We start from the raw sequence: 24,321 nt of genomic DNA, 5'->3' as shown, positions 1-24,321 counted from the left end.
TGCCCTTATTCCTCTTCTTTTGAGGAATCAGAATCCGCGACATTTATTGTAGCAGGCTCTACAGAGTCATCATGAGCGTTATAGTATTCTTCTAACAGTGTCATAGTAGCGTTAAGCAAGTCTTTAGTTTCTAGTAATATGCCAAAATAAAGTGTGGTGTTTTTTGGGCTAGATTCTTCAGTACGCGTGCGCTCTACTTGTTTTTGAATTTTTTCGGTAAGTAGATTCGTAACATCTTGTTTTCTACCTAAAACATAACCAATTTCTTCAAACGAACCAGAGTTAAAAGCCTTTTTAGTGTTATTAAATAGTTCCTCTAAGGCACTATCAACTTCCTTTAATTCTTTGATTTGTGTAAACTTTAATTTTTTATGATTATTGTTTACATGTTTTAAGCTAACATTTGAAATGTATTCTAAAGATTGGGTCATGTCTTGAAGATGACTTAGAACCGTTATATAGAAGTTACTGGCCGTAACACTTGGTTCCTCAAGTTTTTTAATGAAATAGAAGATATTATCTCTAAGATCTTCTATTTCATCTGAGAGTTTTTCAATATTTTTATTGTTCTTCTTTAGAAGTTTTAGGTTGTGGGTTGCTAAGCCATTTATAGCACCTGAATAGATCTTCTTACCACGTCTTACCACGTTAGCAATATTATCTGCACTTTCAATAATAACACCCTGTATAGAGCTGCTTTCGGCTTTGTGTAAACTGTCTTCAACTTTTTGTTCTATAGTTTTTTTCCTGTGTTTTAGGTAGTTTCTAAATAATAGTACCATAGCAAAGAATAACAAGGCTGTTAAGGCATAACCTTTACCATAAAACAAGATAAAAGCCATTAAGGATGCTGCAACAAAAGCACTTAAGGCTGTAAAAAACCAACCACCAATTACATTTAATACACCTGCAACACGGTATACGGCGCTTTCACTGCCCCATGCTCTATCTGCTAAAGACGTTCCCATGGCTACCATAAAAGTTACGTAGGTAGTAGAAAGCGGGAGTTTCATAGAAGTGGCAATAGAAATAAGCACGCTGGCGACCATTAGGTTAACTGCAGCTCTAACTAAATCGAATGCTGGTTTGTCTTCGGTTTTTAGAGTTATAGTATTTTTGGGTTTTTGGAATTGTTTTTCAATTTGCTTTTTGACGCTTTCGGGTAATAAACTATTAAAATTATCGGATGCAGCAATAGTCATTCTAACAATACCACGCGATAAGAAGTTAGGCTCAAAACGTTCTTTTACAGCATCTTGGCGAGATAGGTCTACCGATGTTTTTACCACGGCCTTAGCTTTACTTGAAAACCATAATGTAAGAACCATTACTAAACCTGCTATTAATAATAAATATGGCTTGGTGGCAATAGCTTCAGATAAACTAGTCATTCTAAATTCGGATGGCAAAACACCGCTTACAGACCAATTGGTAAAAGAATCAAGTGCAGCAATGGGTACACCAATAAAGTTTACTAAATCGTTTCCGGCGAACGCAACAGCTAAAGCAAAGGTCCCAACTACGATAATAATTCTGTAGATATTAGTTTTGAAAAACGTCATTAAAATAAGGGAAGCTAAGGCGAAAACTAAAAAACCAATACCAATTATGGCAGAAGGGTTTCCCGCAATAAAAGACTTAAGTTCTGCACTCATAAATGTAGCATTCTTTATTCCTTTAATAAGAATAAAATACATGATTGAAGTAACCGCGATACCGCTAAAAATGGCGCCAAATATTTTAGGTTTATCATTAAAATCAAAAGATAGTAGTAAGCGTGAAAAAAACTGTATGATCGCACCAACAGAAAAGGCTACCACCACAGAAAGGAGTATGCCTAAAATGATTTCGATGGCTTTTTCATTGTTAATATAGTTTCCTAAATCTAAAAGGGATTGGTTGTTATCGGTAGTTATTTTGATAATTGCAACACAGACAGAAGCTCCTAAAAGTTCAAAAACAATAGAAACGGTAGTAGAAGTTGGTAGACCTAGCGTATTGAAAAAGTCTAGCAAAAGTATATCTGTAATCATGACAGCCATGAAAATAATCATGATTTCATCAAACATAAATTCGCTAGGATTAAAGATACCTTTTCTAGCTACCTCCATCATGCCACTTGAAGTTAAAGCTCCCACTGCAACACCTAAACTGGCAACAATCATAATGGTTTTAAACGAAACGGCTTTAGAACCTATGGCAGAGTTAAGGAAGTTTACTGCATCATTACTAACGCCAACAACTAAATCGGCTATGGCTAGAAACGCAAGTGCAACTAGCATATAGATATAAATGTCTCCCATTTAAATAAGGTCAAAAAATTACAGGAACAAATGTCTTATTTTTAAGTGAACCCAATGTTACGCGAATGTTATGTTCTTTTCATTTTAAAGAAACTAATAAGGAGTTAGAGTCGGTATTTACGAGGCGCTTGGGTGTTATGTTAACGAATGTTACTAAATTTAAATAAAATAAATTACTGAATATCAATTATTTATAGGTTTAATGTTAAATTAATGTTACGTGAATGTTGCTTAAATGTAAAAACAAATGTATATTTGTAAAGTAATTATTAATTAAAACCCCATCGATATGAAAAATATAATCTTATTCACAATAGCGCTTTTTACTACGGTTACTTTTGCTCAAAAAGAAAGAACCTTAACGCATAATAAAGAAACAAACCTAATTGAAGTTGTTTACTATCATGATAATGGAGAAGTAAGCCAAACAGGAACTTACACCGTAGATGGTAAGTTAGAGGGAGAGTGGTTAAGTTTTAATGAAAAAGGAGAAAAACTTGTTACTGCTTATTATAAGGATGGAAAGAAAGTTGGTAAATGGATTTATGTTATTGAAGGTGAGTTGAAGGAAGTTGATTATAGTAAAAATGTAGCTTCACTTTAAAAATAGCAACTAAACTAAATTAAATACAAAAGCATCCCAATTGGGATGCTTTTTGTTATCAAGTGTTTTTAATTGTAACCCGAGAATTATTTTTTGGTAACCACAAAGTTTTGGTCAGCCCAATCAAAAGCAGCTAGGTTAGCTCCAACTCCAGACTTGAACTCAACAGTATTATCTGCTGGTACAGAAAAACCATCAGTTATTTCAGTTACAGATCCGTTTATAGCACCACCTTCTTTATCATCTCCCACAGAACCTTGAGCATTTGCATTTACAATAGTTAAAGTACCATTTCCTTTGTCATCTTTTGTGTCTATTCTATTTCCAAAGGAAGCATCACCATAAGCAGCAAAGAAAATATTATTGATAGTAGCAACGGTTCCTCTTCTAATTTCGGCACCTGCTTTTAATTGCACATTTGGATTTAAGTTAAGGATAGTTACATTGTTTAATGTAGGAGTTGAAATTGGAGTTGCTGTTGCATCAGAACTGTTGCTGTCGCCTTCAATACCTCTTGGGTCATCAGTAGCAGCATCAAAATCTTCGTTACGAACACCGAACGCATTTGTGACGGTTCCCGTATATCCACCAGTCCAATCAAACATGTCATCTGCTATGTTCGCGCAGTAAACATTGGTTACATTTACGCTTCCTCCAAAGAATTCAATTCCATCGTCGTTACCATTGCTTACAACAATATTGTTTACAGTAGTATTGTTTCCAACACCAAAGAAAGAAATTCCGTTAAATTCTTGCTCACCGTTAATTTTTGCTCCAGTATATTCAGCAATAACATAGCTGAGTTCACCAGAATTGTCGTCTACTTCCGTTCCTCCATATAATAATCCTGCTACTTCAGACTGTACATCAAGCCCTTTATTTGAAGGAGCCTTTCCTGCTAATACAAGACCTCCCCAATCTCCAGCCTTAGGAGAACTAGCATCAGATGTAAATACAATAGGATTAGAAGCAGTTCCTTTTGCAATTAATTTAGCGCCTCTTTCAACCGCTAAAAACACATCTGTTCTTCCGCTTTTAGCTTTAATAGTTGTTCCTGGCTCAATGGTTAGTGTTACACCTTCTTTTACAGTTACTGAACCTGTCATAATATAGTCAACACTTGCAATTAACTTACTATCGGCCGTAATATCTCCTTTTAATTCGCTACCAATGATATCTCCACCATCTCCCGGAGGAACAATAGTTCTATTATCATCATCAGATGAACATGAAATAATTGAAGCTGTTATAGCAACTAAGAATAAATTTTTTAAAGTTTTCATTTTTCGTTTTTATTTTATTGTGCTGCAAAGCACGAAATTTTCCTTAAACATAATCTTACGCTTGTATTAGTATTATGTTAAGAATTTATCCTAATGTTAAGTGTTTGTTTACTGCTTTGATTTTTTTCTTTTTCAAGATTTACTTTTTAGTAACAGTACTATGTAAAAAAGCCTCCTAAGTTAGGAGGCTTTATATTTATTAGAAATTAAAGGAGACACCAGCAGTAATAGTGACGCCATTCTTATAGGTGTTCATCGTGAGCTTTTCTGGAATATCTCTGTACCTTTCAAAGCTTGGATTAAGCAAATTCTTTGCGTTAAATTTAACTCCAATTTGATCATTAAAATCATGTTTAAAAACAAAATCCAAAATTGGCACGGCTTTTTCAATAATATTTTCCTTGAAGTTAGTACCAATACTGTATACTTTATCACTTTGATAATTAAATACTAATGTTGAAACGGTTTCTTTGTCTCCATTAATAAATCTATAAGAAACATCGGCATTTATAGTAAAAGGAGATGCGCCCTCTAACTGTGAATTCTCGCCTGTGTAGTTAAAGGCAGTGTTGCTAGTATCAAATTTTAAATCTGTGTGCATAAATGTTGCATTCGTACCAAAAGTAAAATATTGCGATTTTTCATCATCAATTTCTTTTGAATATAAATCTAATCTCGCTTCAAGTTCAGCTCCATAAATTGTTGCATCGCCCGAATTGTCAAAAGTAAAATCACGTTCAATAGCCGAGTTTCTTTCTAATCTATTGATTGAATTTTCAATAAGTTTTCCAAAAACGCCTATCGCAAATAATTCACTTTTTTTCGGGAATAATTCAAATTTTAATTCTGCGTTATAGTTATCTGAGGGTTGCAATGCAGGATTACCAGACTCTTGATAGTTTATGCCTTCATAAGTAAAAGGCGCAATTTCCTTAAACTGCGGATATGTGTATGTTAAACTACCAGACGCTCTTAAGTTAATTTTATCGTTAAGTTGGTATTTTAAATTTAAAGCAGGCAGAACATATTGTTTATCCAATGCTATTTGGCTATTGTCCGTAAATCCAGGAAAACTAATATTCGTGTTCCAAGCTACATTCATTTTTACGTTTTCAGCACGTAATCCTGCGTTAGCGGTAAATTTGTCGTTAAATTTATAAACAACATCTCCAAAAGCAGCATGTGTAGTTTTATCGGCATCATAGAGTTGTGGCAAAAAAGTCTCGGCATCTTGGTTATTTCGTCCTCTAGATGTTTCAAGCCCAAAAACGCCATCGTCTAAATTTGTTTGATTAAATGTAGCATCAAGGTTGTTAACGTCTACAAAAGTAGTCCTTGGACTAGTGAAATTGTGGTCAAAATACATACCATCAAACTTTCTTTGGGTATATCTTCCATTATAGCCTAAGGTTAATTTTCCGTTATTTTCAAAACGCTCTCCAAAATACTTTATAAAATTAAGGTTACCTGCAATATCATCTTCAAAAAGATTTCCGTAAAATCTACTATTATCTCTCACGGCATTTTGAGAAATTCGAGTTTTCTCAAGATCATTATCAATAATAAAAGTGTTCTTACGTCTATCAGGTTCGTCATTATAAATGGCATTATAACTTAGCCCAGCATTAACATCAATGGATTCACCAAATTTGTTTGTAGACAAAAGCTGGTTAGTGAACAACTTGTTTTGAATTTCTGTTTGCAAAACTAAATTTACAAGTCTGTTGTCGTCTTCATCTCTACCAATGTCTGGCGTCGTACCAACAAAATCTTCTATTTTTTGAGTATTGGAGTGAATAAAAACATGGTTGAAGCTTATTTGGTGATTGTTATTAATTTTATAAGCCACATTCCCCATGAGCATTTTTGAGGCGCCATAACCAAAGGTTTGAGTATCCCATTGTGAGCCCACATTACCAGCGTCTATGATGTTTTCATTACGTCCTTCTTGGTAACGGTAAGAATTACTAAAGGATCCCACTAAAAATATGCTAATATTACTCTCATCGTTTATTTGGTATTTGTTACCATAGTTTAAACTTAAACCAAAATTAGGACTGGCTTTAATGGATTTAGGAGTAAAGCTATTGTCAAAACTGTAAATAGTTAAGTCTCTAACTTTATGTTTGGTATTTGTATTAACACCAATCCAGTTAGCACCATCCATTTGTTTAAAATCTTTAAAGGTGGTTTGGGTATTTGCCCCAGCCGATAGAGAAACTTTAAAAAACTCTTTTCCAGACATCTCTTTACTTACAATATCGACGTTGGCTCCAGCAACATCAGATGAAAATGTTGAAGAAAATGATTTCGATATTCCTACGTTTTGTATAATTCCAGACGAGAACATAGCTAAATCAATGTTTTTATTTCGTGGATCATTAGATGGGAGTGGCAGTCCATTTAAGGTCGTACTATTATATCGATCCCCAAGACCTCTTACATATATTTTACTGGAACCTTCTTTTTTGTTAACGCCGGTAACTTTTAAAGTCGCGGCACCAGCATCAGAGACGGCCTTTTTTTCCAGTTCTTGAGCTCCAATGGCTTGTTTCATAATTACTGCCTTTTTCTGCTCCAATAATAAAGCGGTTTCGCTTTCTCTTTTTGTGGTTGTAGTAATAACCACCTCATCAAGAGATGCCGCACTGGCTCCCATAGGCACGTTAACTTCAGTTACTTTTCCTGCAGCAATAGTAACAGAAATTTCTTGAGTCTCATATCCAACAAAACTAAATACTAAGGTGTAGTCTCCAACTTCTAAGTCATTAAAGGCGTAAAGTCCATCAAAATCTGAAGTGGTTCCTGTTGTTGTTCCTTTTATTAAAACATTTGCAAAGGCTAACGGCTCGTTATTGTATTCTTTGTCTGTTAGTTTCCCAACTACAGATCCTGTAGTTTGAGCGTACGTAAATACTGTTGCTAAAAGTATAAACAGAAATGTGATTTTCTTCATTTTTTATCTATGATTTCTTGCCGCAAAGGAACTGACATATTGTAAACAAAGCGTTACCTATTAGTTAAAGAACAGTAACAAAAGCGTTAGGATAATGTTATCAAGAAGCGATTAAGCATTATATTTAGTTACATTAATTTAACATTAAAACGTTAAACCCTTGATTTAGTAGAGATAGGGGTTTTACATTATTGCAAAGCTGGTTTTGCAAGAATATTTTAATGATATGTTAATTGCTTGATAATGTCTATAATAAAAGAAGCGGTTTTTAATTACTTAAAAACCGCTTCTAAAATATTTTAAAAAAAGAACTTTTTATGTGCTGCTTAATTGGTGCTCGTTGTACTTTTTTCGTCTGTACTTGCAATAGCCATAACCAAGTCGTCTAGTGAAATAGTGCTAGCCGCTAAATGTAAAGTTATGTTTGTGGATTTGTTTGAAGTAATTTTCACCTCAGTTTCTTTAGTTTCATAACCAACAAAACTGTAAATTAAAGTGTAAGCGCCTGCCTCTAAGTTGTTAAGCCTAAACACGCCATTTTCATCAGAAAGCACTTCTGCACCTGTTTCCTTAATTTTAACTCTTGCGAAAGTTAAAGGCGCATTGTTAGATTCAAGATCTAATAAGGTTCCGCTAATAGATCCTGAATTTTGACTGAAGCTTAAACTTGATGCCGCAATAACTAATAATAATGTAAAAACAATATTTTTCATTTGCTATTTCTTAAATGAAATGCAAATTAAAGATATAAACATGATTAAGATGTTACCTAAACTTTAAACCTGTTTAATCAAAATGTTACCCTAATGTTACCAGAATCATGAAGTTTTACGGATTTTGCTAAACCCTGTCTTTTCATCGTATTTTGATGCGGTTTATCTGTAAAACAGACATTATAGTGATTACTTTTGTTTTGTAAAGTAAAGCGCCGATTAGTTCAATAATAAACCAAATTCTTTAGTATCTTGCCTCAGCTTAAATCAAAACAATGAACTGGGAACAACTTCTCTCCTTAAAACGCTATGGCGATACCAATAAACGACTAAGAAAAGAACAGGATGAAACTCGGCTGGGTTTCGAAGTGGATTACGACCGTATTATCTTTTCTCAAGAATTTAGAAGCCTACAGGATAAAACGCAAGTAATCCCTTTATCACAAACCGATTTTGTGCACACCCGTTTAACCCATAGTTTAGAGGTTAGTGTTGTTGGGCGTTCTTTAGGGCGAAAAGTAGGGCAAAAAGTATTAGAAAAACATCCAAGTTTACAAAAGGTTCATGGTTATCAAGCAAACGATTTTGGGGCTATTGTTGCAACCGCGGCTTTGGCTCACGATATTGGAAATCCGCCATTTGGGCATTCTGGCGAAAAATCTATAGGAGAGTTCTTTAAATCAGGACTCGGGAAGCAGTACAAAAATCAATTAACCGATAAAGAATATCAAGACTTATGTGATTTCGAAGGGAACGCCAACGGATTCAAGATTCTAACCCAAAGTAGAGCAGGTCGAGAGGGCGGGCTTCGTCTAAGCTATGCTACTCTAGGGGCATTTACTAAATACCCTAAAGAATCCTTACCCAAGAAACCAACAAAACACATTGCCGACAAAAAATACGGATTCTTTCAATCAGACAAAGCGGCATTTAAAGATGTAGCGAACGAACTAGGGCTTATAAAGCGAAGCGATAAAGATCTGAGTTATGCCCGGCACCCATTAGCTTATTTGGTCGAGGCGGCAGACGATATTTGTTATACTATTATTGATTTTGAAGACGGTATTAACCTTGGGCTTATTCAAGAGGAATATGCGCTAGAGTATCTTTCCAAGGTAATTCGTGATAATATCATCCCAGAAAATTATTACGCACTTGGGAATAAGGAAGATCGTATTGGGTATCTTCGAGCTTTGGCCATTGGAGCCCTAATAAATGACGCTGTCGATATTTTTATGAAAAATGAAGATGCTATTTTAAATAGTACTTTCGATTGTGCATTGCTGGATAAAAGCAAGTATGACGCACAAATAAAGGATATCATTAAAATAAGTGTCGAAAAAATTTACCAATCCGACGAGGTGGTCGATAAAGAAATTGCTGGCTATCAAATAATCAACAAATTGCTCATGGTATATACTGTTGCGGTAAATAACAGTTTTAATGGTACTGCATCAAACTACGACAAGCTTATCTTAAAACGCCTCCCAGAAACCATAAATTTTAGTGCTTCTAGTTTATACCAACGCTTGTTATCTGTTTGCCATTATGTGTCTTTGTTAAGTGACAGCAAAGCCATCCAGAATTTTAAAAAGATTGAAGGCGTTACATTCTAAAAAATGCGTAACCTCAAATAGTATTTCCTAATACAAGAATGCTCCTGTTATTTTAGAGGCATTCCTTTTTCTGTCAGGAAGCTTTAGCAAAGGTATTAGTCTTTGGCGCAGAGTATTACTTTTTGACTATTTTTAAGCAATAAGAAATTCAGCATTATGACATCGAAAGTTTTACTCTTGGCATTAGTTTTGGTATCATGTAATTTTGTACGGTCTAGTGAACGACCTTTTTTTAATGCAGAAAATGATTTGTTGATTGCTCAGTTTGATAGTAAACCAGATCCAGATGATATTCACGCTCAAGCAGCTTTAGGATCTATGTTATTGCACAAGGATTTAAGAGGGGTAAATTATTTTGTGGTAGCAGGAGCCACTGGCATTCAAGAAGGTGCATTTATAGATTCCAGTAAATTACTAAAATTAGCATTTGGTAATAAGTGGACCAATGCTCATAAAGATTGGAACGGAGCCGTTGCTCGCATTACAAAGAAAGTAGTTTATACATTAAAAAAAGGTGGAAAAGTTTGGGTGCAAGAAGCAGGACAATCGAACATTACTGCAGATTGGATTGCAGAAGTACTAAAAGTAATTCCAGAAGTACTTGTAAAATCTAACGTTATTGTAGTACAACATAGTAAATGGAATGAAGATCATACCACGGCGTCAGATTTAGACTATGTAAAACAAAAAACTAACTATTTTTCAATAGACGATGGTAATAAAGCCTATGGAGTTGAAAAGGGAAGTCGAGGGCCTCATCAAACACCAGAGTACAGAGCTAAAGACAGTAAATGGATAGCTTTAGCTAAAACATCACCTAATAAAAAAGCAAGAAAATTATGGACTGAAGCCGACAATGTTATTGCTAGAAAATTCCCAAACAAATTCCCTCATGAATGGTCTTATATTCGTTATGATGGAGTAGACTATTCAGATTGTGTCGAGAATTGGTGGATTTTTAATATTGGAGAAGTAGCTGATAATCATGCTGAATTTTGGAATAGATATGTTACGAATTAAACTGGACTAGCTTGAATATTTGCTAAAAAGCTGTTTTAAACTTTCAACATCTAGCCCTACTATGGTTTGTAATTCGTCAACCCTTCCGTGTTGTACAAACCCATCAGGAACCCCTAAAACTTTAACCGAATTTTTGTAGTCATGTGTTGCAGCAAATTCTAAAATTTCCGAACCAAAACCGCCTTTTACAGAATTGTCTTCAATGGTTACAATAAATTGATGTCTTTTGAAAACGGCGTGCAATGTAACCTCATCCAAAGGTTTTACAAAACGCATGTCATAGTGCGAAATTTCTAACCCTTCAATAGCTTCAGAAACATTTTTTGCGATAGGACCAATGCTTAAAACCGCAAGCTTTTTACCCTGCTTTAGTTGAACTCCTTTGCCAATGTCTAGTTTGATAAAAGGTTGTTTCCAATTTAAAGTCACGCCTCTTCCACGTGGATATCTTATGGCTATGGGGTGTTCTAAACCTAATTGCGCAGTATACATAATGTTGCGCAATTCTACTTCGTTTCGTGGCGCAAAAATAATCAGATTAGGGATGCAACGTAAAAAGGATATATCAAAAACTCCATGGTGTGTAGCTCCGTCTTGTCCCACCAACCCTGCACGATCTAGACAGAATACAACTGGTAGGTTTTGAAGAGCAACATCATGAATAACTTGATCGTAAGCGCGCTGTAAAAACGTAGAGTAGATGCTGCAAAACGGAATCAAACCTTGTGTTGCCATACCTGCAGCAAACGTAACCGCATGTTGTTCGGCAATGCCAACATCGAAAGCACGATCAGGAATTTCATCCATCATGTATTTTAAAGAACTTCCAGTAGGCATGGCGGGAGTAATCCCTATAATGTTTTTGTTGTTCTTTGCCAGTTCTACAAGTGTATGCCCAAATACATCTTGATATTTAGGTGGTTGCTCTTTATTGGGTTTTACAGCTAAATTACCTGTTTTGGCATCAAACTTTCCTGGGGCATGATATTTTACTTGATGGGTTTCGGCTTGTTTTAAGCCTTTGCCTTTGGTGGTAATGATGTGTAATAATTTAGGGCCTTCAACAGTTTTTAGACGCTCTAATTCAGAAATCACTTTACTTAAATCATGGCCGTTAATAGGCCCTGAATAATTAAAATTTAAGGCTTCAATGATGTTATTTCGTTTTTGAACACCTTTTTTAACGTTAGTTAAATATTGTTTTAATGCACCAACACTAGGATCTATGCCAATGGCATTGTCGTTCAAGATAACCAATAGGTTGGCATTGGTTACACCAGCGTGATTTAACCCTTCAAAGGCCATGCCACTGGCAATGGAGGCATCACCAATTACGGCAATATGCTGCCTGTTTTCGCCTTTTAGTTTTGAGGCAATCGACATGCCTAATGCTGCAGAAATGGAAGTGGAAGAATGTCCAACACCAAAGGTGTCATAGATGCTTTCGTCTCGTTTTGGAAATCCGCTAATACCACCTAATTGTCTATTAGTGTGAAAATTATCTCGTCGTTCTGTTAAAATTTTATGACCATAGGCTTGATGTCCAACATCCCATAACAATAAATCTTCTGGGGTGTTAAAAACATAATGTAGGGCAATGGTGAGTTCTACAACTCCCAAACTAGCTCCTAAATGGCCTTCTTTGGTGGCAACAATGTCAATAATAAACTTGCGTAACTCTTGGGCAAGTTGGGGAAGATCTTTTTTGTTTAAAAGACGGAGTTCTTTAGGAGAATTGATATTTGATAGTAGACTTTTTTGCACGAGACAAAAATACAAGAATGAAATCGTATTTTTGTTACCATGATAGAACCTTTTGATGATGCATATTTTATGAAAAAGGCCCTTCAAGAGGCAGAGGTGGCTTTTGAGCAAGGCGAAGTACCTGTAGGTGCAGTGGTAGTCGTTGATAATAAAGTGATTGCCAGAGGGCATAATCTTACCGAGACGCTTAACGATGTTACAGCACATGCCGAAATGCAAGCTATTACAGCAGCAGCGAATTTTTTAGGAGGAAAATATTTAAAGAATTGTACCCTTTATGTAACCCTAGAACCTTGCCAAATGTGTGCTGGAGCTTTATATTGGAGTCAAATTTCAAGGATTGTTTATGGTGCTAGAGATATGGAGCGCGGATTTACAACGTTAAATACAAAATTACATCCAAAAACAACTATAGAGGGCGGAATTATGGCAGAAGAAGCGTCCAGTTTAATGAAGCGTTTTTTTATTTTGAAACGTAACCTAAACTAGAAGTAAAAAGCTTTCAAAAACTTTTTTTATATTTATAGATAGTAATTCATATCCAAAGCCATCGTTTATGAGGTTCAATATGATAATAATAGTTTGTTTATGTGGTTTGATGTCTTGTTCAAACGACGATGATAACAATGTTCCAATAGTTCCAGATACTGAGTTTATTGATACACGAGACAACCAAGTTTATGAAATTATAACTATTGGTGACCAAACATGGTTTGCAGAAAACCTTAATTACGATTTTGGAGACGATACCAGTTCATGTTATGACGGTGAGACCGATAATTGTTTTATATATGGTAGACTCTATACAGGAGATGCTGCTCAAACCGCATGTCCAGAAGGTTGGCATTTACCATCTAAGGAAGAATGGGACCTTCTTATTGATTATTTAGGAGGTATTAATGCTGCCCATGTGTTTTTAAAACCTTTTGCCATGCAACAAGGAGAGCCTGTAGGCTTTAATTTATTAGCAGGTGGTTGGTATTTTGCAGGTTATAAAGACATTACTCTTAAAGGATATTACTATACGTCTACTGATGGTGGTCTGCCAAATTCATGGAAACAAGTACGTATTGAACCTAACGTTTTGGTTTCTACATCTGGAACAGTGAGTTCTGGAATTATGCAAAGTTGCAGATGCATTAAAGATTAGTTGTAGCCTAAAACTTTCTGTCTTTTTGACTTTCACGCATTTTATCTAAATTCTCCTTTGTGAGCATATACTCTTTAACATTCCTGTCTTTCCAACGGTAGTAAGAAAATAAAGGAAATACCACTAAAAATAAACCTGCAACACCAAACCCGATAAGCTTTTCTTGATAATCTACGTTTAATACAAAGCCCAGTATAATACTTGTTAAGGCGGCTATGGTAAGTGTAAGAATGATATATTTCATGGTACTATTTAGTAAAATTAATGAGTTGCTGCCTGTAGGCTGTAAGTAATTTTGATTTTGAAATATAACCAAAATACTTGCCGCCCTTTACAACGGGTAAATTCCATGCGCCACTGGTTTTAAATTTATTCATAATATCATTCATCGAATCTTCATCATAGTTTATAATACCATGATCGGCGTGCATGAGGCTAGAAGCTTTAACCTTGTCATACAAATCTGTATCAAACATCATGTGTCTCATATCATCTAAACGAATTACACCCAGAAACTCGTGGTCGTCGTTAACCACCGGAAAATGATTTCTCGATGATTTTGCTACCGCTTTAGTAAGGATGTCACCAAGTTTCATTTCTGGTGTTAAGATGACAAAATTATTTTCAATGACTTTATCAATATCCAAAACCATCAATACATTTTGATCTTTATCATGAGTCATCAGTTCACCGCGCTCAGCTAGTTTTAAAGTATAAATAGAATGTGATATATAGTATTTAGTTACTGCGAAGGATATGGCCGAAACAATCATGAGCGGAACAAAAAGCTCATAGCCACCAGTAATTTCGGCAATTAAGAAAATGGCGGTAAGGGGGGCATGTAGCACACCCGCCATTAAGCCAGTCATTCCAATAAGAGTGAAATTTGATTCTGAAACATGAAAATCCAATCCTAAATTATTAATTATTTTTGCAAAGGCGTTACCTATAGCACTTCCCATAACAAGCGTTGGAATAAATACCCCACCAACTCCACCCGCTCCAAATGTGGTGGTCATAGCGATGGCCTTAAATATGGCAATTCCTAGCAAAAGTGCAATAACAATCCAGATGTTTGATAAATCAATATCAAAAGGGGTGGTGCCAATTGCAGCCAAATGATCATCTTTTAAAAGGTTATTCATAATACCATACCCCTCACCATAAAGAGGCGGAATAACATAGAGCATGGTGCCAATAGCCAAGCCACCTATTAGTAGTCTTAATGCTCTGCTTTCAAACTGTTTGAAGAAATTAGTGATGGCAAAAAACACCTTTGAAAAATAGACTGAAGCAAATGCTGTGACCAAACCTAGTAGGGCATAAAAAGCAATATCATTAACTTCAAATTTATCAGTTAGTTCAAAACGTAATAATACGTCTGTTCCAGAAAACAAGTAAGAGGTAACTACTGCAGAAACCGATGCTAATAGTAATGGTACTAAAGAGGTAAAGGCAATATCCAAACTAAATATTTCTATGGCAAAAATAATGGCCGCAATGGGTGCTTTAAACATGGATGCCATAGCCCCTGCTGCGGCACAGCCTATTAAGAGCATTCTAGTTTTTACATTCATATGAAATAAACGTGCCGCATTAGAACCTAAAGCCGAACCAACGCTTACTGCTGGTCCTTGCAATCCTACCGATCCACCAAAACCAGCAGTTAACGGAGCGGTAATTAATGCTGCATAAATATTATATCTTGGAATAATTCCGTTTAGTTTTGATATGGCATATAAAGTTGTTGATATACCATGACCAATATGCTTTTTTAGCCAGGTTTGTTTTATAATATAAACCAGTAATAAGCCTATTATGGGAAGAATAAAGTAAAGGGTACTTTGATAATCATGAAAAATATAAAGACTAAAAAAATGTCTGATGTAGTACGTTAAGTTCTTAAGTACAACAGTTCCCATACCTGCAAGAAAACCAACAAGAATACTGAGTATATAAATAAACTGGCTTTCTGAAATATGCTTGTACTTCCAGATTAAAAATTTGCGTAATAGGCTTTTGGTACTAAAAGGCATGCTTAAAATTACTAAAAAATCCCGCCATGGCGGGATTAATTTTTATGATTTTAAATTAAGTTTTAAACTTAATTCTGAGAGTTGCTCGTCGTCTATTGGGGATGGAGCATCAATCATGACATCGCGTCCAGAATTGTTTTTTGGGAATGCAATAAAATCTCTAATAGTTTCTTGGCCGCCAAGTATTGCAACGAGTCTATCTAATCCGAAAGCCAGCCCACCATGCGGTGGGGCTCCATATTGAAAAGCATCCATTAGGAATCCAAATTGTATTTTGGCTTCTTCTTCAGTAAACCCAAGATAATCAAACATTAATGCTTGTGTTTCCTTATCATGAATCCTTATAGAACCGCCTCCAATTTCATTACCATTTAAAACTAAATCGTAGGCATTGGCTTTTACAGCGCCCGGGTTGGTTTTTAATAATTCTAATTGTCCAGGTTTTGGAGAGGTAAATGGGTGATGCATAGCGTGGTAACGTTCTGTTTCTTCATCCCATTCTAATAACGGGAAGTCCATAACCCATAATGGCGCAAATTCATTGGGTTTACGCAATCCTAGACGTTCCGCTAATTCCATACGAAGAGCACTTAATTGACCACGTACTTTATTTTTATCGCCAGAAAGCACACAAATTAAATCACCAGCCTTGGCTCCTGTAACTTCTGCCCATTTGGCTAAATCGTCTTGATTGTAAAATTTGTCTACAGACGACTTAAACGAACCATCATCATTACAACGACAATATACCATACCTAAAGCTCCTACCTGAGGACGTTTAACCCAAGAAATTAGTTTGTCAATTTCTTTTCTGGTAAAGCTATTAGCACCAGGAACCGCAATTCCAACCACTAATTCAGCATTATTAAAAACACCAAAATCCTTGTGCTGGGCAACCTTGTTTAATTCTCCAAACTCCATTCCAAAACGAATGTCTGGTTTGTCATTTCCGTACAGGCGCATGGCGTCATCATACTGTATTCTTGGGAATTTGTCGACTTCAACCCCATTAACTTCTTTTAATAAGTGGCGTGTTAGTCCCTCAAAAGCATTTAGTATATCTTCTTGCTCAATAAATGCCATTTCACAGTCTATTTGTGTGAATTCTGGCTGCCTATCGGCACGCAAGTCTTCATCTCTAAAACATTTTACAATTTGGAAGTACTTATCCATACCACCTACCATCAATAATTGTTTGAAGGTTTGAGGTGATTGTGGTAAGGCATAAAACTGTCCTTCGTTCATTCTTGAAGGTACCACAAAATCGCGTGCCCCTTCTGGAGTAGACTTGATTAAGTATGGGGTCTCAACTTCAATAAAACCATCGTTAGACAAATAGTTTCGTACTTCTTGAGTTACTCTATGCCTAAAGATTAAACTGTCTTTTACAGGATTACGACGAATATCTAAATAACGATATTTCATTCTTAAGTCTTCACCGCCATCTGTTTGGTCCTCAATAGTAAAAGGAGGTAGCTTGGCTTCGTTTAGAATGGTTAATTTAGATACAAGAATTTCAATATCACCAGTTGGTATATTAGGGTTTTTCGAAGCTCGTTCTATAACGGTTCCTTTAATCTGTATAACAAACTCACGTCCTAAGTTTTGCGCTTGTGCTATCAAATCTTTGGAGGTACGTTCTTCGTCAAACACTAGTTGCGTAATGCCGTATCGGTCGCGTAAATCTACCCAAACAATAAATCCTTTGTCTCTTGATTTCTGAACCCAACCGGCAAGGGTAACTTCTGTGTTGATATGTGCAGCTCTTAATTCGCCGCAATTATGGCTTCTAAACATTATCGTAAAATTGAGGTGCAAATTTACATAAGTTAGATGATTAAATGCGTATTTGAATATTGATTTTAAGCTTTAATTAATACGATAGAAACACAAGTCTAAGTGAAGGTCTTAAAAAAGAAAAAGCTTCAATAATTATATCGAAGCTTTTTCACTATTAATCGAGTTAGTCAGAAACAATTAATAAAAATACTAGTTCACACCAATGGCATCAATTTGTTCAGTTTTAGAGACTCTATTTTTAAAGAGACTCATTTTAAACTTTGTAACCAAATAAAACAGAATTGGAACCACAATTAATGTTAAGAATGTTGCGATGAAAAGACCGTAAATAACGGTCCATGCCAGAGGACCCCAGAAAATTACGTTATCACCACCCATATAAATATGAGGGTTGAACTCACTAAATAAAGTGAAGAAATTAATGTTTAACCCTGTAGCCAACGGTATTAATCCTAAAATAGTCGTAATGGCTGTTAATAATACTGGACGCAAACGAGCTTTACCGCCTCTAACAATGGCTTCAATTAAATCTGTTTGTTGCAGATATTGATCATCTTCTAAATCTTGTTCTACTTTTTTTCTGTCGATAAGAAGTTGTGTATAATCGAGAAGTACCACACCATTGTTTACTACAATACCAGCTAAAGAAATAATACCCATCATGGTCATCATAATAACAAAGGCACTTCCTGTTGCTACAATACCACCAAATACTCCAATTAAACTCAAGAAAATAGCTAACATGATGATACCAGGTTTTGAAACCGAGTTAAACTGAAATATTAAAATGAAGAATATTAAACCCAGACCTGTAAAGAAAGCTCCCATAAGGAATGCCATTTGCTTGTTTTGCTCTTCTATTTGACCTGTGAAATCTATTTTTACACCGTCAGGCTGTTCTGTAAAACCTTGCATCTCGTTTTGAATTTTGGAAACAATGGCTCCAGCATCTGTAAATCCAGGTGCAAGTGCCGAATACAAGGTTACCACTCGCTTAACATCTTTGTGTTTAATGGCGCTAAAACCAGAGGAGTTGTTTTGCCTAGCCACCGCCGATACCGGTATTTCTTTAATTTTACCAGTAGCCATATCTCTAAATGTAATCTTCTGATTAAATATAGCACTCGTATTATATCTATTTTCTTTATTAAACCTAACATAAATATCATAATCTTCCCCATCCTCTTTATATATGCCGGCTTTAGCTCCGAAAATGGCATTACGTAGCTGTTGTCCAACTTGACCGGAGGTGATACCTAATTCTCCTGCTTTTTTCCTGTCTACCAAAACCTGCATAGAAGGTTTAGCCTTATTGACATCAATTTTTAACTCATCGATACCTTGAATATTTTTAGTATTGATAAAGTCACGCATTTTTTCTGCCGTAGTGATGAGTTCCCCATAATCGCTCCCTTCAATTTCAATATTAATGGGGTAACCAGCAGGGGGGCCAACGGCGTCTTTTTCGACCGAAATAGCAACACCAGGGTAAATACCCTTGAGGTCCTCCTGAACTCTTTTGAGCAATACATTACTGTCTGCACCATCACGATATTTATATTCTCGCATGGTAGCCGTAATTTTTCCACGATGCGGCATTTCTGCCGCAGAGCCTCCATCTGTTTGAGGGTTTCCAGCACCTTCTCCTACTTGCGATACGGCACTCTCTGTTAAAAAGTTAAAATCGCCATGCATATAAGCTTCATCATTTATAATCTTATAGACACGCTCCTCAATGTCTTTGGTAATGGCATTCGTTTTTTGAATATCGGTACCTTCGGGGTATTCAATATAAACAATGATTTGGTTAGGGGTATTGTCTGGGAAGAACTCGACTTTAGTTCGCTGACTTCCTACGGAAGCTCCAAAGCCCATAAAGGCTACTATGAGTAATATAAAGGTTCCTACAGATATGAGAATGGGTTTCTTTCCACTTAGTGCAAAGCGCAATGACTTTTCGTAAACACGTTCCCATCGGGGTAAAACATGATTTTGAAAACCATTAGCCCATTTTCTCAAGAATAATCTATATAGCCATAGTAGACCTACGGTTACAATCATTAAAGTTCCTAGACCTCTATAACTTCCTCCCGCCACTAAAATTAGTAAACCAATACCACCAACAATAGCTGAAATTCTTATGATTTGTTTGAGCGGCATGTTTTTGTCTTCGATGGTCATAAACTGTGACACCATTACAGAGTTGAAGAAAATAGCAACAAACAAAGAAGATCCTAATACAACTGAAAGTGTAATTGGGAAATAAATCATGAATTGCCCCATTACTCCAGGCCATAATCCTAATGGGATAAAGGCTGCCACCGTAGTTGCAGTAGAAATGATTATAGGAAATGCAATCTCACCAATACCTTTTTTGGCGGCCTCAATTCGACTCATGCCTTCTTCGCTCATTAGGCGGTAAACATTCTCAACAACCACAATACCATTGTCGACCAACATACCTAATCCCATAATTAAACCAAATAGTATCATGGTATTCATGGTGTATCCCAAATAGTCTAAAATCATTAAAGACATGAACATAGACATTGGGATGGCAAACCCTACAAACAAGGCATTTTTAAACCCTAAAAAGAACATAAGTACGGTAACCACTAGTATAATACCAAAGATGATATTGTTTACTAAATCGTCTACCTGACCTATGGTTTTCGAGGATTGGTCGTTGGCAATCGTTACTTCCAAATCTGGAGGAAAAACATTTTCAACAGCTTTGTCTACAATAACCTGAATTTGTTCTGCTGCTGCCACCATGTTTTTACCAGCGCGCTTTTTTACATCAAGCATTACTACGGGATGTCCAAACTCTCTGGCAAACGTAGTTTTGTCTTCATCTTTAAATGTAACCGTAGCAATATCTCTTAAATAGATAGGGTTATTAAGTTCAGATTTCACGACAAAATTTTCAAGTTCTTTGGGATCTTCTATTTCTCCTAGAATACGAATGGTTCTGCGCTGCCCGCTTGTAATTAAATTACCAGCAGACATGGTCATGTTTTCTCTGCTTATGGTGTTAATAACATCATCAAAACTCACTTGGGCAGCCATCATTCTGTAAATATCTACAGCGACCTCTACTTCTTTTTCCTGAGCTCCTCTTATATCTACTTGCTTAATTTCTTGAAGGCTTTCAATCTCGTCTTCAAGATATTCGCCATACTCTTTAAGTTTGTCAACTGGGTAGTCACCAGAAATGTTAATATTGAGGATCGGGATTTCTTCAGACATGCTCAAATCGAACACATTAGGCTCAACTTTAGCGCCATTAAAAGTAGGCCAGTCCTCGCCAGCCGTTTCAGAATCTACTTCATCTTTTACCTTTTGCTTTGCAGCTTCAACCGTGATGTTTTCGTCAAATTCAACAATAACAATGCAATAATCTTCCTGAGATGTAGATGTAATTTCAACAACATTACTAACCGTTTTTAACTTGTCTTCAATGGGGTCGGTAATTAATTTCTCAATATCTTCGGCTGTGTTTCCTGGGTAAACAGAACTAATATAGATTTTGGTTTCTTTTATTTCTGGGAAGTTCTCTCTTGGCATGCTAAAATACGCTCCAGCTCCAAGAAAGAGTATCAAAGCAATCAACACATACATGGTTGTTTTGTTGTTAATTGCCCAAGAGGATAATGCAAACTCTTTATTTACTTTTTTCTTCTTTTTATCTTTAGTCATTGCTTGGGTAGTCTTTAAAGTTATTTGGCATTATCGATTACAAGAATTTTCACATCTTGTCCTTCCTTTACACTTCTTGCACCTTCGTTAATAATCTCTTCTCCATTTTCAATACCCGATAGTACTTCAATGTAATCGCCTTGCGTTTTGCCAGTTTCAATAATAACACGCTTTACTTTAGCTTTGTTCTCTACTTTATCAGTGATTGTATAAACATACTGTTGGCTGTAGGCGTTTTCAGAAATAATACTCTGAGGTATTAGAATGGCTTTGGGGTTTGAATAATCGTTAATCTTTAACCTAGCTGTTAGGTTAGGTTTTATTGATTTATCTGTATTTGGAATGCCAATTTCTACTTTAAATGTTCTGTTTGCAGGGTTTATAAAGTTTCCAGCTTGTCTTACCTTGGTGTCTATTTCTTTACCTAAAACGGGGAAATAAACTTTTACTTCTTTACCTTTTGTAATGTCTGTTACGTAACGCTCTGGAACGTCTGTTTCAATGTACATGTTGTCCAGGTTAACAATTCTAAAAAGTTGAGATTGCCCAGGAGATACAACACTTCCCTGTTCCGTAATAACATCGTCGATAGTTCCAGAAAACGGTGCTTTAACTTGCGTTTTAGCCACTTGCTGCTCTAACTGGTTAGTAGCTTGTAATTGCGCTTCATAGGTAGCTTTTGCTTGCAGGTACTGAATTTCGCTACCAATTTTTTGTTTCCAAAGGCGGTCTTGGCGTTCAAAGGTAGTTTTAGCCAGTTCTGTTTGAATTTTTAATTGAGATAGTTGTTGGCTTAAACCACCATCATCAATTTTGGCCAGCAATTGCCCTTTTCTAACGTTTTGGCCCTCTTTTACATAAACGTTGGTTAAAATACCAGAATATTCTGGGTGAATAACTAGGTTCTGTTTGGTACTAACACTTCCTTGAAGTTCTGTAAAGTGGTTGAAATTAGTCTCTTCAGCTTTAAAAGTAGTAATAAGAGGAACTTTAGCCTGAGGGTTGAGTTCTTTGATTTTCTTTTCTAATAACTTTAATTCTGCTGAAATCTCTTGAGCGGTTATATCTAATTCACTTTTCTTTTTTCTCATGAGTTCCAAATCATCTGAAGCTAGAATGTCTTCTACGGATTTTTTACTTTCAGAACCACAAGAACTTAAAAGAACAGTAGCAAATAATAAGGTGTATATCGTTTTCATTGTTTTGATTGTTTGATGATAAGTTATCTATTGATTGATGCGGTTTAATAAGGTTTCTAATGTTGCTTTTTTGGTGATTACATCTAGCATGGCCTGAAGAAATTCTTGCTGTGCCGTATATAATTGAATTTGTGCTTGCCGGAGGTCAAAACTAGAAGCAATACCTTCAAAGAATTTTGTTTGGTTTTTAGCTTCAATACGTTCTGCCAAGTCAAGGCTTTCTTTTTTATTGGAGTAATCTTCAATAGAATATTGATAGTCACTTTGCGCAGTGGCAATATCTAATCTAATGCGTTGCTCTGTTTCTATTAAATCGTCCTGTGCTTTCTCATAATTTATTTTGGCGCGCTGTGTGGCTGCACTACGACCACCTGAACTTAGAATGGGAATGCTCATGCCAACACCAAAAACAGCAAATCCAAAATAGTCTTGGTCTTTGTTAAGAAAGGTAAAATCATCACTAAAAGAATTATATCCCCCATTCAAAAAGGCGTTTAGCGATGGCATGGATTTACTTTTGGCAAGTTTTATTAAAAGTTCTTTTGATATTTTATCATTTTCTGCGATTTGGTAATCTATATTATCTTCGATGGAGTAGGGATCCGATATTAAACCCAAATCTACATTTCTGGCGGTTAAGGTCTCTAAATTGTCAAGTAATTGGGTTGGGTGGGTTATGTCTAACCCCATAGTCATATTAAGCATTTGAAGCGAAACGTCTTTAATACGTTTGCTTCTGTTTAGAGCACTTTCAATATCAGACAATGTGATTTTTATTTGCTCAACACTTTCTTCTTCATCTAAACCGTTTTCGAATATCTTAGTAATTTCATCAAGATTTTTTTGAAGTGTAGCTTTATTTTCTTCCAAAATAGCAACGGTTTCTTCGGCAAGAAGGACATTGCCATAAGCATTAATGGTTCCTTTTCTAACCTCTAAATCGGTTTTTTCTTTGGCGTTTTTAGAAATTTCTAGAAAAACTTTAGCCGATTGAAGCCCTACAATATAAGAACCATCAAATATGAGCTGGCTTAAAGTTGCAGCAGCAGTAAGATTTTGTTTTGCTCCAAAAATTACTGGAACAAGGGGAGAATCAGGGTCTTCAAAATCACTAGGAATTACATTCACCTGTTGTTTTAGGAAATTCTGGTAATCTATTTGCCCATTTAGTTGAGGTAGCCCTAAGGCGATGGTCTCCCATTTTTCTTTATAGGCGGCTTCCACATCTCTGGAGGCATTTTTAGCGTTTCTATTGTTTTCTATGGCATAGTCGATAGCTTCCTGCAATGTATAGCTTAGCTTAGTTTGTTCTTGTTCTTGCGAGAATATAACAGACGTGCATAGTAAACTAAATAGTATTAGTTTGATTTTCATTTTATGATTGATTTGATGTTATAAATTTATTTAGCGTTTCTAAGCCTTTAGCCGTACAAATACCTCTTAAATGATATTCTAAATAGTTGCTCATAAGCATATTCATTGAGAAAAGTTTATCGGGAAACAGGTCTTTATCTTTTATAGCCAGCATAATACTAAAGTATATTCTTGCTACAAACTCTACATTTATGGATTCCCTGAATAACTGCAGTTGGATACCTCTTTTAAGATTATCTATAACGCAAGTTTGCATAACCTTAAATTGTTTTTCTTTTAAGGAGTTGCATATTTTAGGATAGTATTTTTGCAGTTGATATTGAGGCGAGGACTTTTCGTCCTTTAAATGTTCCATAATGAATTGCTTAATACTGTAAATTTCTTCAATGGGATCCTTTTGTAAAGCACAAATTTGATTAATACCTTCCGAAATAGATTCAAAGAGGTACATAGTTGTGGCTTCCACCAACTTGGTTTTGTTAGCAAAATGTAAATAAATGGTCTTTTTTGAAATACCTAAGTTATTGGCAATATCGTCCATAGTTACGCTCTTGAAACCAAAGTTTAAGAACAGTTCGGAGGCGCCAATTAAAATTTTCTCTCTCATAATCGAGGGCAAATCTACACAAGGAAACTTTAAAAACCAAAAAAGTTTCCTAAGTTTTAATCTTTTGTTAACACTATGTAGCCTATCCCTTTTTAGGACACCTCTAAATTCGACAAAAAATTGTTATTAAGGTCAGATTTGGAGATTAAATTTATTTCATCTTCAAATCTGGGCATAAATTCTACAGGGGATTTATT

General features: G+C 35.7%; 17 protein-coding genes. 5 read left to right on the top strand and 12 right to left on the bottom strand.

Annotation, left to right across the window (positions count from 1 at the left end; all coding sequences use genetic code 11):
- Positions 1-5: 5 nt before the first annotated feature.
- A complete protein-coding gene (locus E5D58_RS12885) occupies positions 6-2,303 on the bottom strand; it encodes an inorganic phosphate transporter (RefSeq protein WP_136482417.1) in 2,298 nt (765 codons plus the stop codon).
- Between the two features lie 289 nt (positions 2,304-2,592).
- Between E5D58_RS12885 and E5D58_RS12880 the strand changes: the two genes are divergently transcribed.
- The gene (locus E5D58_RS12880; protein WP_136482415.1) at positions 2,593-2,907 is read left to right on the top strand and encodes a toxin-antitoxin system YwqK family antitoxin; all 315 of its coding nucleotides are present in this window, start codon (positions 2,593-2,595) and stop codon (positions 2,905-2,907) included.
- A gap of 86 nt (positions 2,908-2,993) precedes the next feature.
- Here the strand turns inward: E5D58_RS12880 and E5D58_RS12875 are convergent, their stop codons facing one another.
- The 3 genes from E5D58_RS12875 to E5D58_RS12865 all read right to left on the bottom strand — a co-directional run bounded on the left by E5D58_RS12875 (position 2,994) and on the right by E5D58_RS12865 (position 7,859).
- Positions 2,994-4,190, bottom strand: a complete 1,197-nt coding sequence (locus tag E5D58_RS12875) for a hypothetical protein (RefSeq protein ID WP_136482413.1) — start codon at positions 4,188-4,190, stop codon at positions 2,994-2,996.
- Between the two features lie 199 nt (positions 4,191-4,389).
- The gene (locus tag E5D58_RS12870) at positions 4,390-7,146 is read right to left on the bottom strand and encodes a TonB-dependent receptor (protein WP_136482411.1); all 2,757 of its coding nucleotides are present in this window, start codon (positions 7,144-7,146) and stop codon (positions 4,390-4,392) included.
- A 326-nt stretch (positions 7,147-7,472) separates the two neighbouring features.
- Entirely contained in the window at positions 7,473-7,859 is a 387-nt protein-coding gene (locus E5D58_RS12865) for a carboxypeptidase-like regulatory domain-containing protein (RefSeq protein WP_136482409.1), read from the bottom strand.
- A gap of 275 nt (positions 7,860-8,134) precedes the next feature.
- On the opposite strand from E5D58_RS12865, the gene dgt reads away from it, so the two are divergent.
- Together dgt and E5D58_RS12855 are read left to right on the top strand one after the other, a co-directional pair.
- On the top strand, positions 8,135-9,475 hold the full coding sequence (gene dgt / locus E5D58_RS12860) for a dGTP triphosphohydrolase (protein ID WP_136482407.1): 1,341 nt from the start codon (positions 8,135-8,137) through the stop codon (positions 9,473-9,475).
- 156 nt (positions 9,476-9,631) lie between these two features.
- A complete protein-coding gene (locus tag E5D58_RS12855) occupies positions 9,632-10,495 on the top strand; it encodes a hypothetical protein (protein WP_136482405.1) in 864 nt (287 codons plus the stop codon).
- Positions 10,496-10,501: 6 nt separating this feature from the next.
- On the opposite strand, the gene dxs is transcribed toward E5D58_RS12855, so the two are convergent.
- The gene (gene dxs, locus E5D58_RS12850) at positions 10,502-12,259 is read right to left on the bottom strand and encodes a 1-deoxy-D-xylulose-5-phosphate synthase (protein WP_136482404.1); all 1,758 of its coding nucleotides are present in this window, start codon (positions 12,257-12,259) and stop codon (positions 10,502-10,504) included.
- A 39-nt stretch (positions 12,260-12,298) separates the two neighbouring features.
- On the opposite strand from dxs, the gene E5D58_RS12845 reads away from it, so the two are divergent.
- Together E5D58_RS12845 and E5D58_RS12840 are read left to right on the top strand one after the other, a co-directional pair.
- Positions 12,299-12,748: a nucleoside deaminase gene (locus tag E5D58_RS12845; protein ID WP_136482401.1), complete on the top strand. Its 450-nt coding sequence runs from the start codon at positions 12,299-12,301 to the stop codon at positions 12,746-12,748.
- 79 nt (positions 12,749-12,827) lie between these two features.
- Entirely contained in the window at positions 12,828-13,409 is a 582-nt protein-coding gene (locus tag E5D58_RS12840) for an FISUMP domain-containing protein (RefSeq protein ID WP_168796690.1), read from the top strand.
- Positions 13,410-13,416: 7 nt separating this feature from the next.
- Here the strand turns inward: E5D58_RS12840 and E5D58_RS12835 are convergent, their stop codons facing one another.
- From E5D58_RS12835 to E5D58_RS12805, 7 genes are all read right to left on the bottom strand, one after another.
- Positions 13,417-13,653 (bottom strand): hypothetical protein, encoded by a 237-nt coding sequence (locus tag E5D58_RS12835; protein ID WP_136482397.1) that lies wholly within the window; start codon positions 13,651-13,653, stop codon positions 13,417-13,419.
- A gap of 4 nt (positions 13,654-13,657) precedes the next feature.
- Complete coding sequence (locus E5D58_RS12830) at positions 13,658-15,445, bottom strand: chloride channel protein (RefSeq protein WP_136482395.1); 1,788 nt, start codon at positions 15,443-15,445, stop codon at positions 13,658-13,660.
- 42 nt (positions 15,446-15,487) lie between these two features.
- Positions 15,488-17,242: an aspartate--tRNA ligase gene (gene aspS, locus E5D58_RS12825; protein WP_136482393.1), complete on the bottom strand. Its 1,755-nt coding sequence runs from the start codon at positions 17,240-17,242 to the stop codon at positions 15,488-15,490.
- Positions 17,243-17,434: 192 nt separating this feature from the next.
- Complete coding sequence (locus E5D58_RS12820) at positions 17,435-20,944, bottom strand: efflux RND transporter permease subunit (protein ID WP_136482392.1); 3,510 nt, start codon at positions 20,942-20,944, stop codon at positions 17,435-17,437.
- A 20-nt stretch (positions 20,945-20,964) separates the two neighbouring features.
- A complete protein-coding gene (locus tag E5D58_RS12815) occupies positions 20,965-22,143 on the bottom strand; it encodes an efflux RND transporter periplasmic adaptor subunit (RefSeq protein ID WP_136482390.1) in 1,179 nt (392 codons plus the stop codon).
- 27 nt (positions 22,144-22,170) lie between these two features.
- Positions 22,171-23,517, bottom strand: a complete 1,347-nt coding sequence (locus E5D58_RS12810) for a TolC family protein (protein ID WP_136482388.1) — start codon at positions 23,515-23,517, stop codon at positions 22,171-22,173.
- Between the two features lies 1 nt (position 23,518).
- On the bottom strand, positions 23,519-24,124 hold the full coding sequence (locus tag E5D58_RS12805; protein ID WP_136482386.1) for a TetR/AcrR family transcriptional regulator: 606 nt from the start codon (positions 24,122-24,124) through the stop codon (positions 23,519-23,521).
- Between the last annotated feature and the right edge of the window lie 197 nt (positions 24,125-24,321).

Source organism: Cognatitamlana onchidii (assembly GCF_004804355.1).
GTDB classification, from domain to species: Bacteria; Bacteroidota; Bacteroidia; order Flavobacteriales; family Flavobacteriaceae; genus Cognatitamlana; species Cognatitamlana onchidii.
This window is presented reverse-complemented; position numbering and strand designations above follow the sequence as displayed.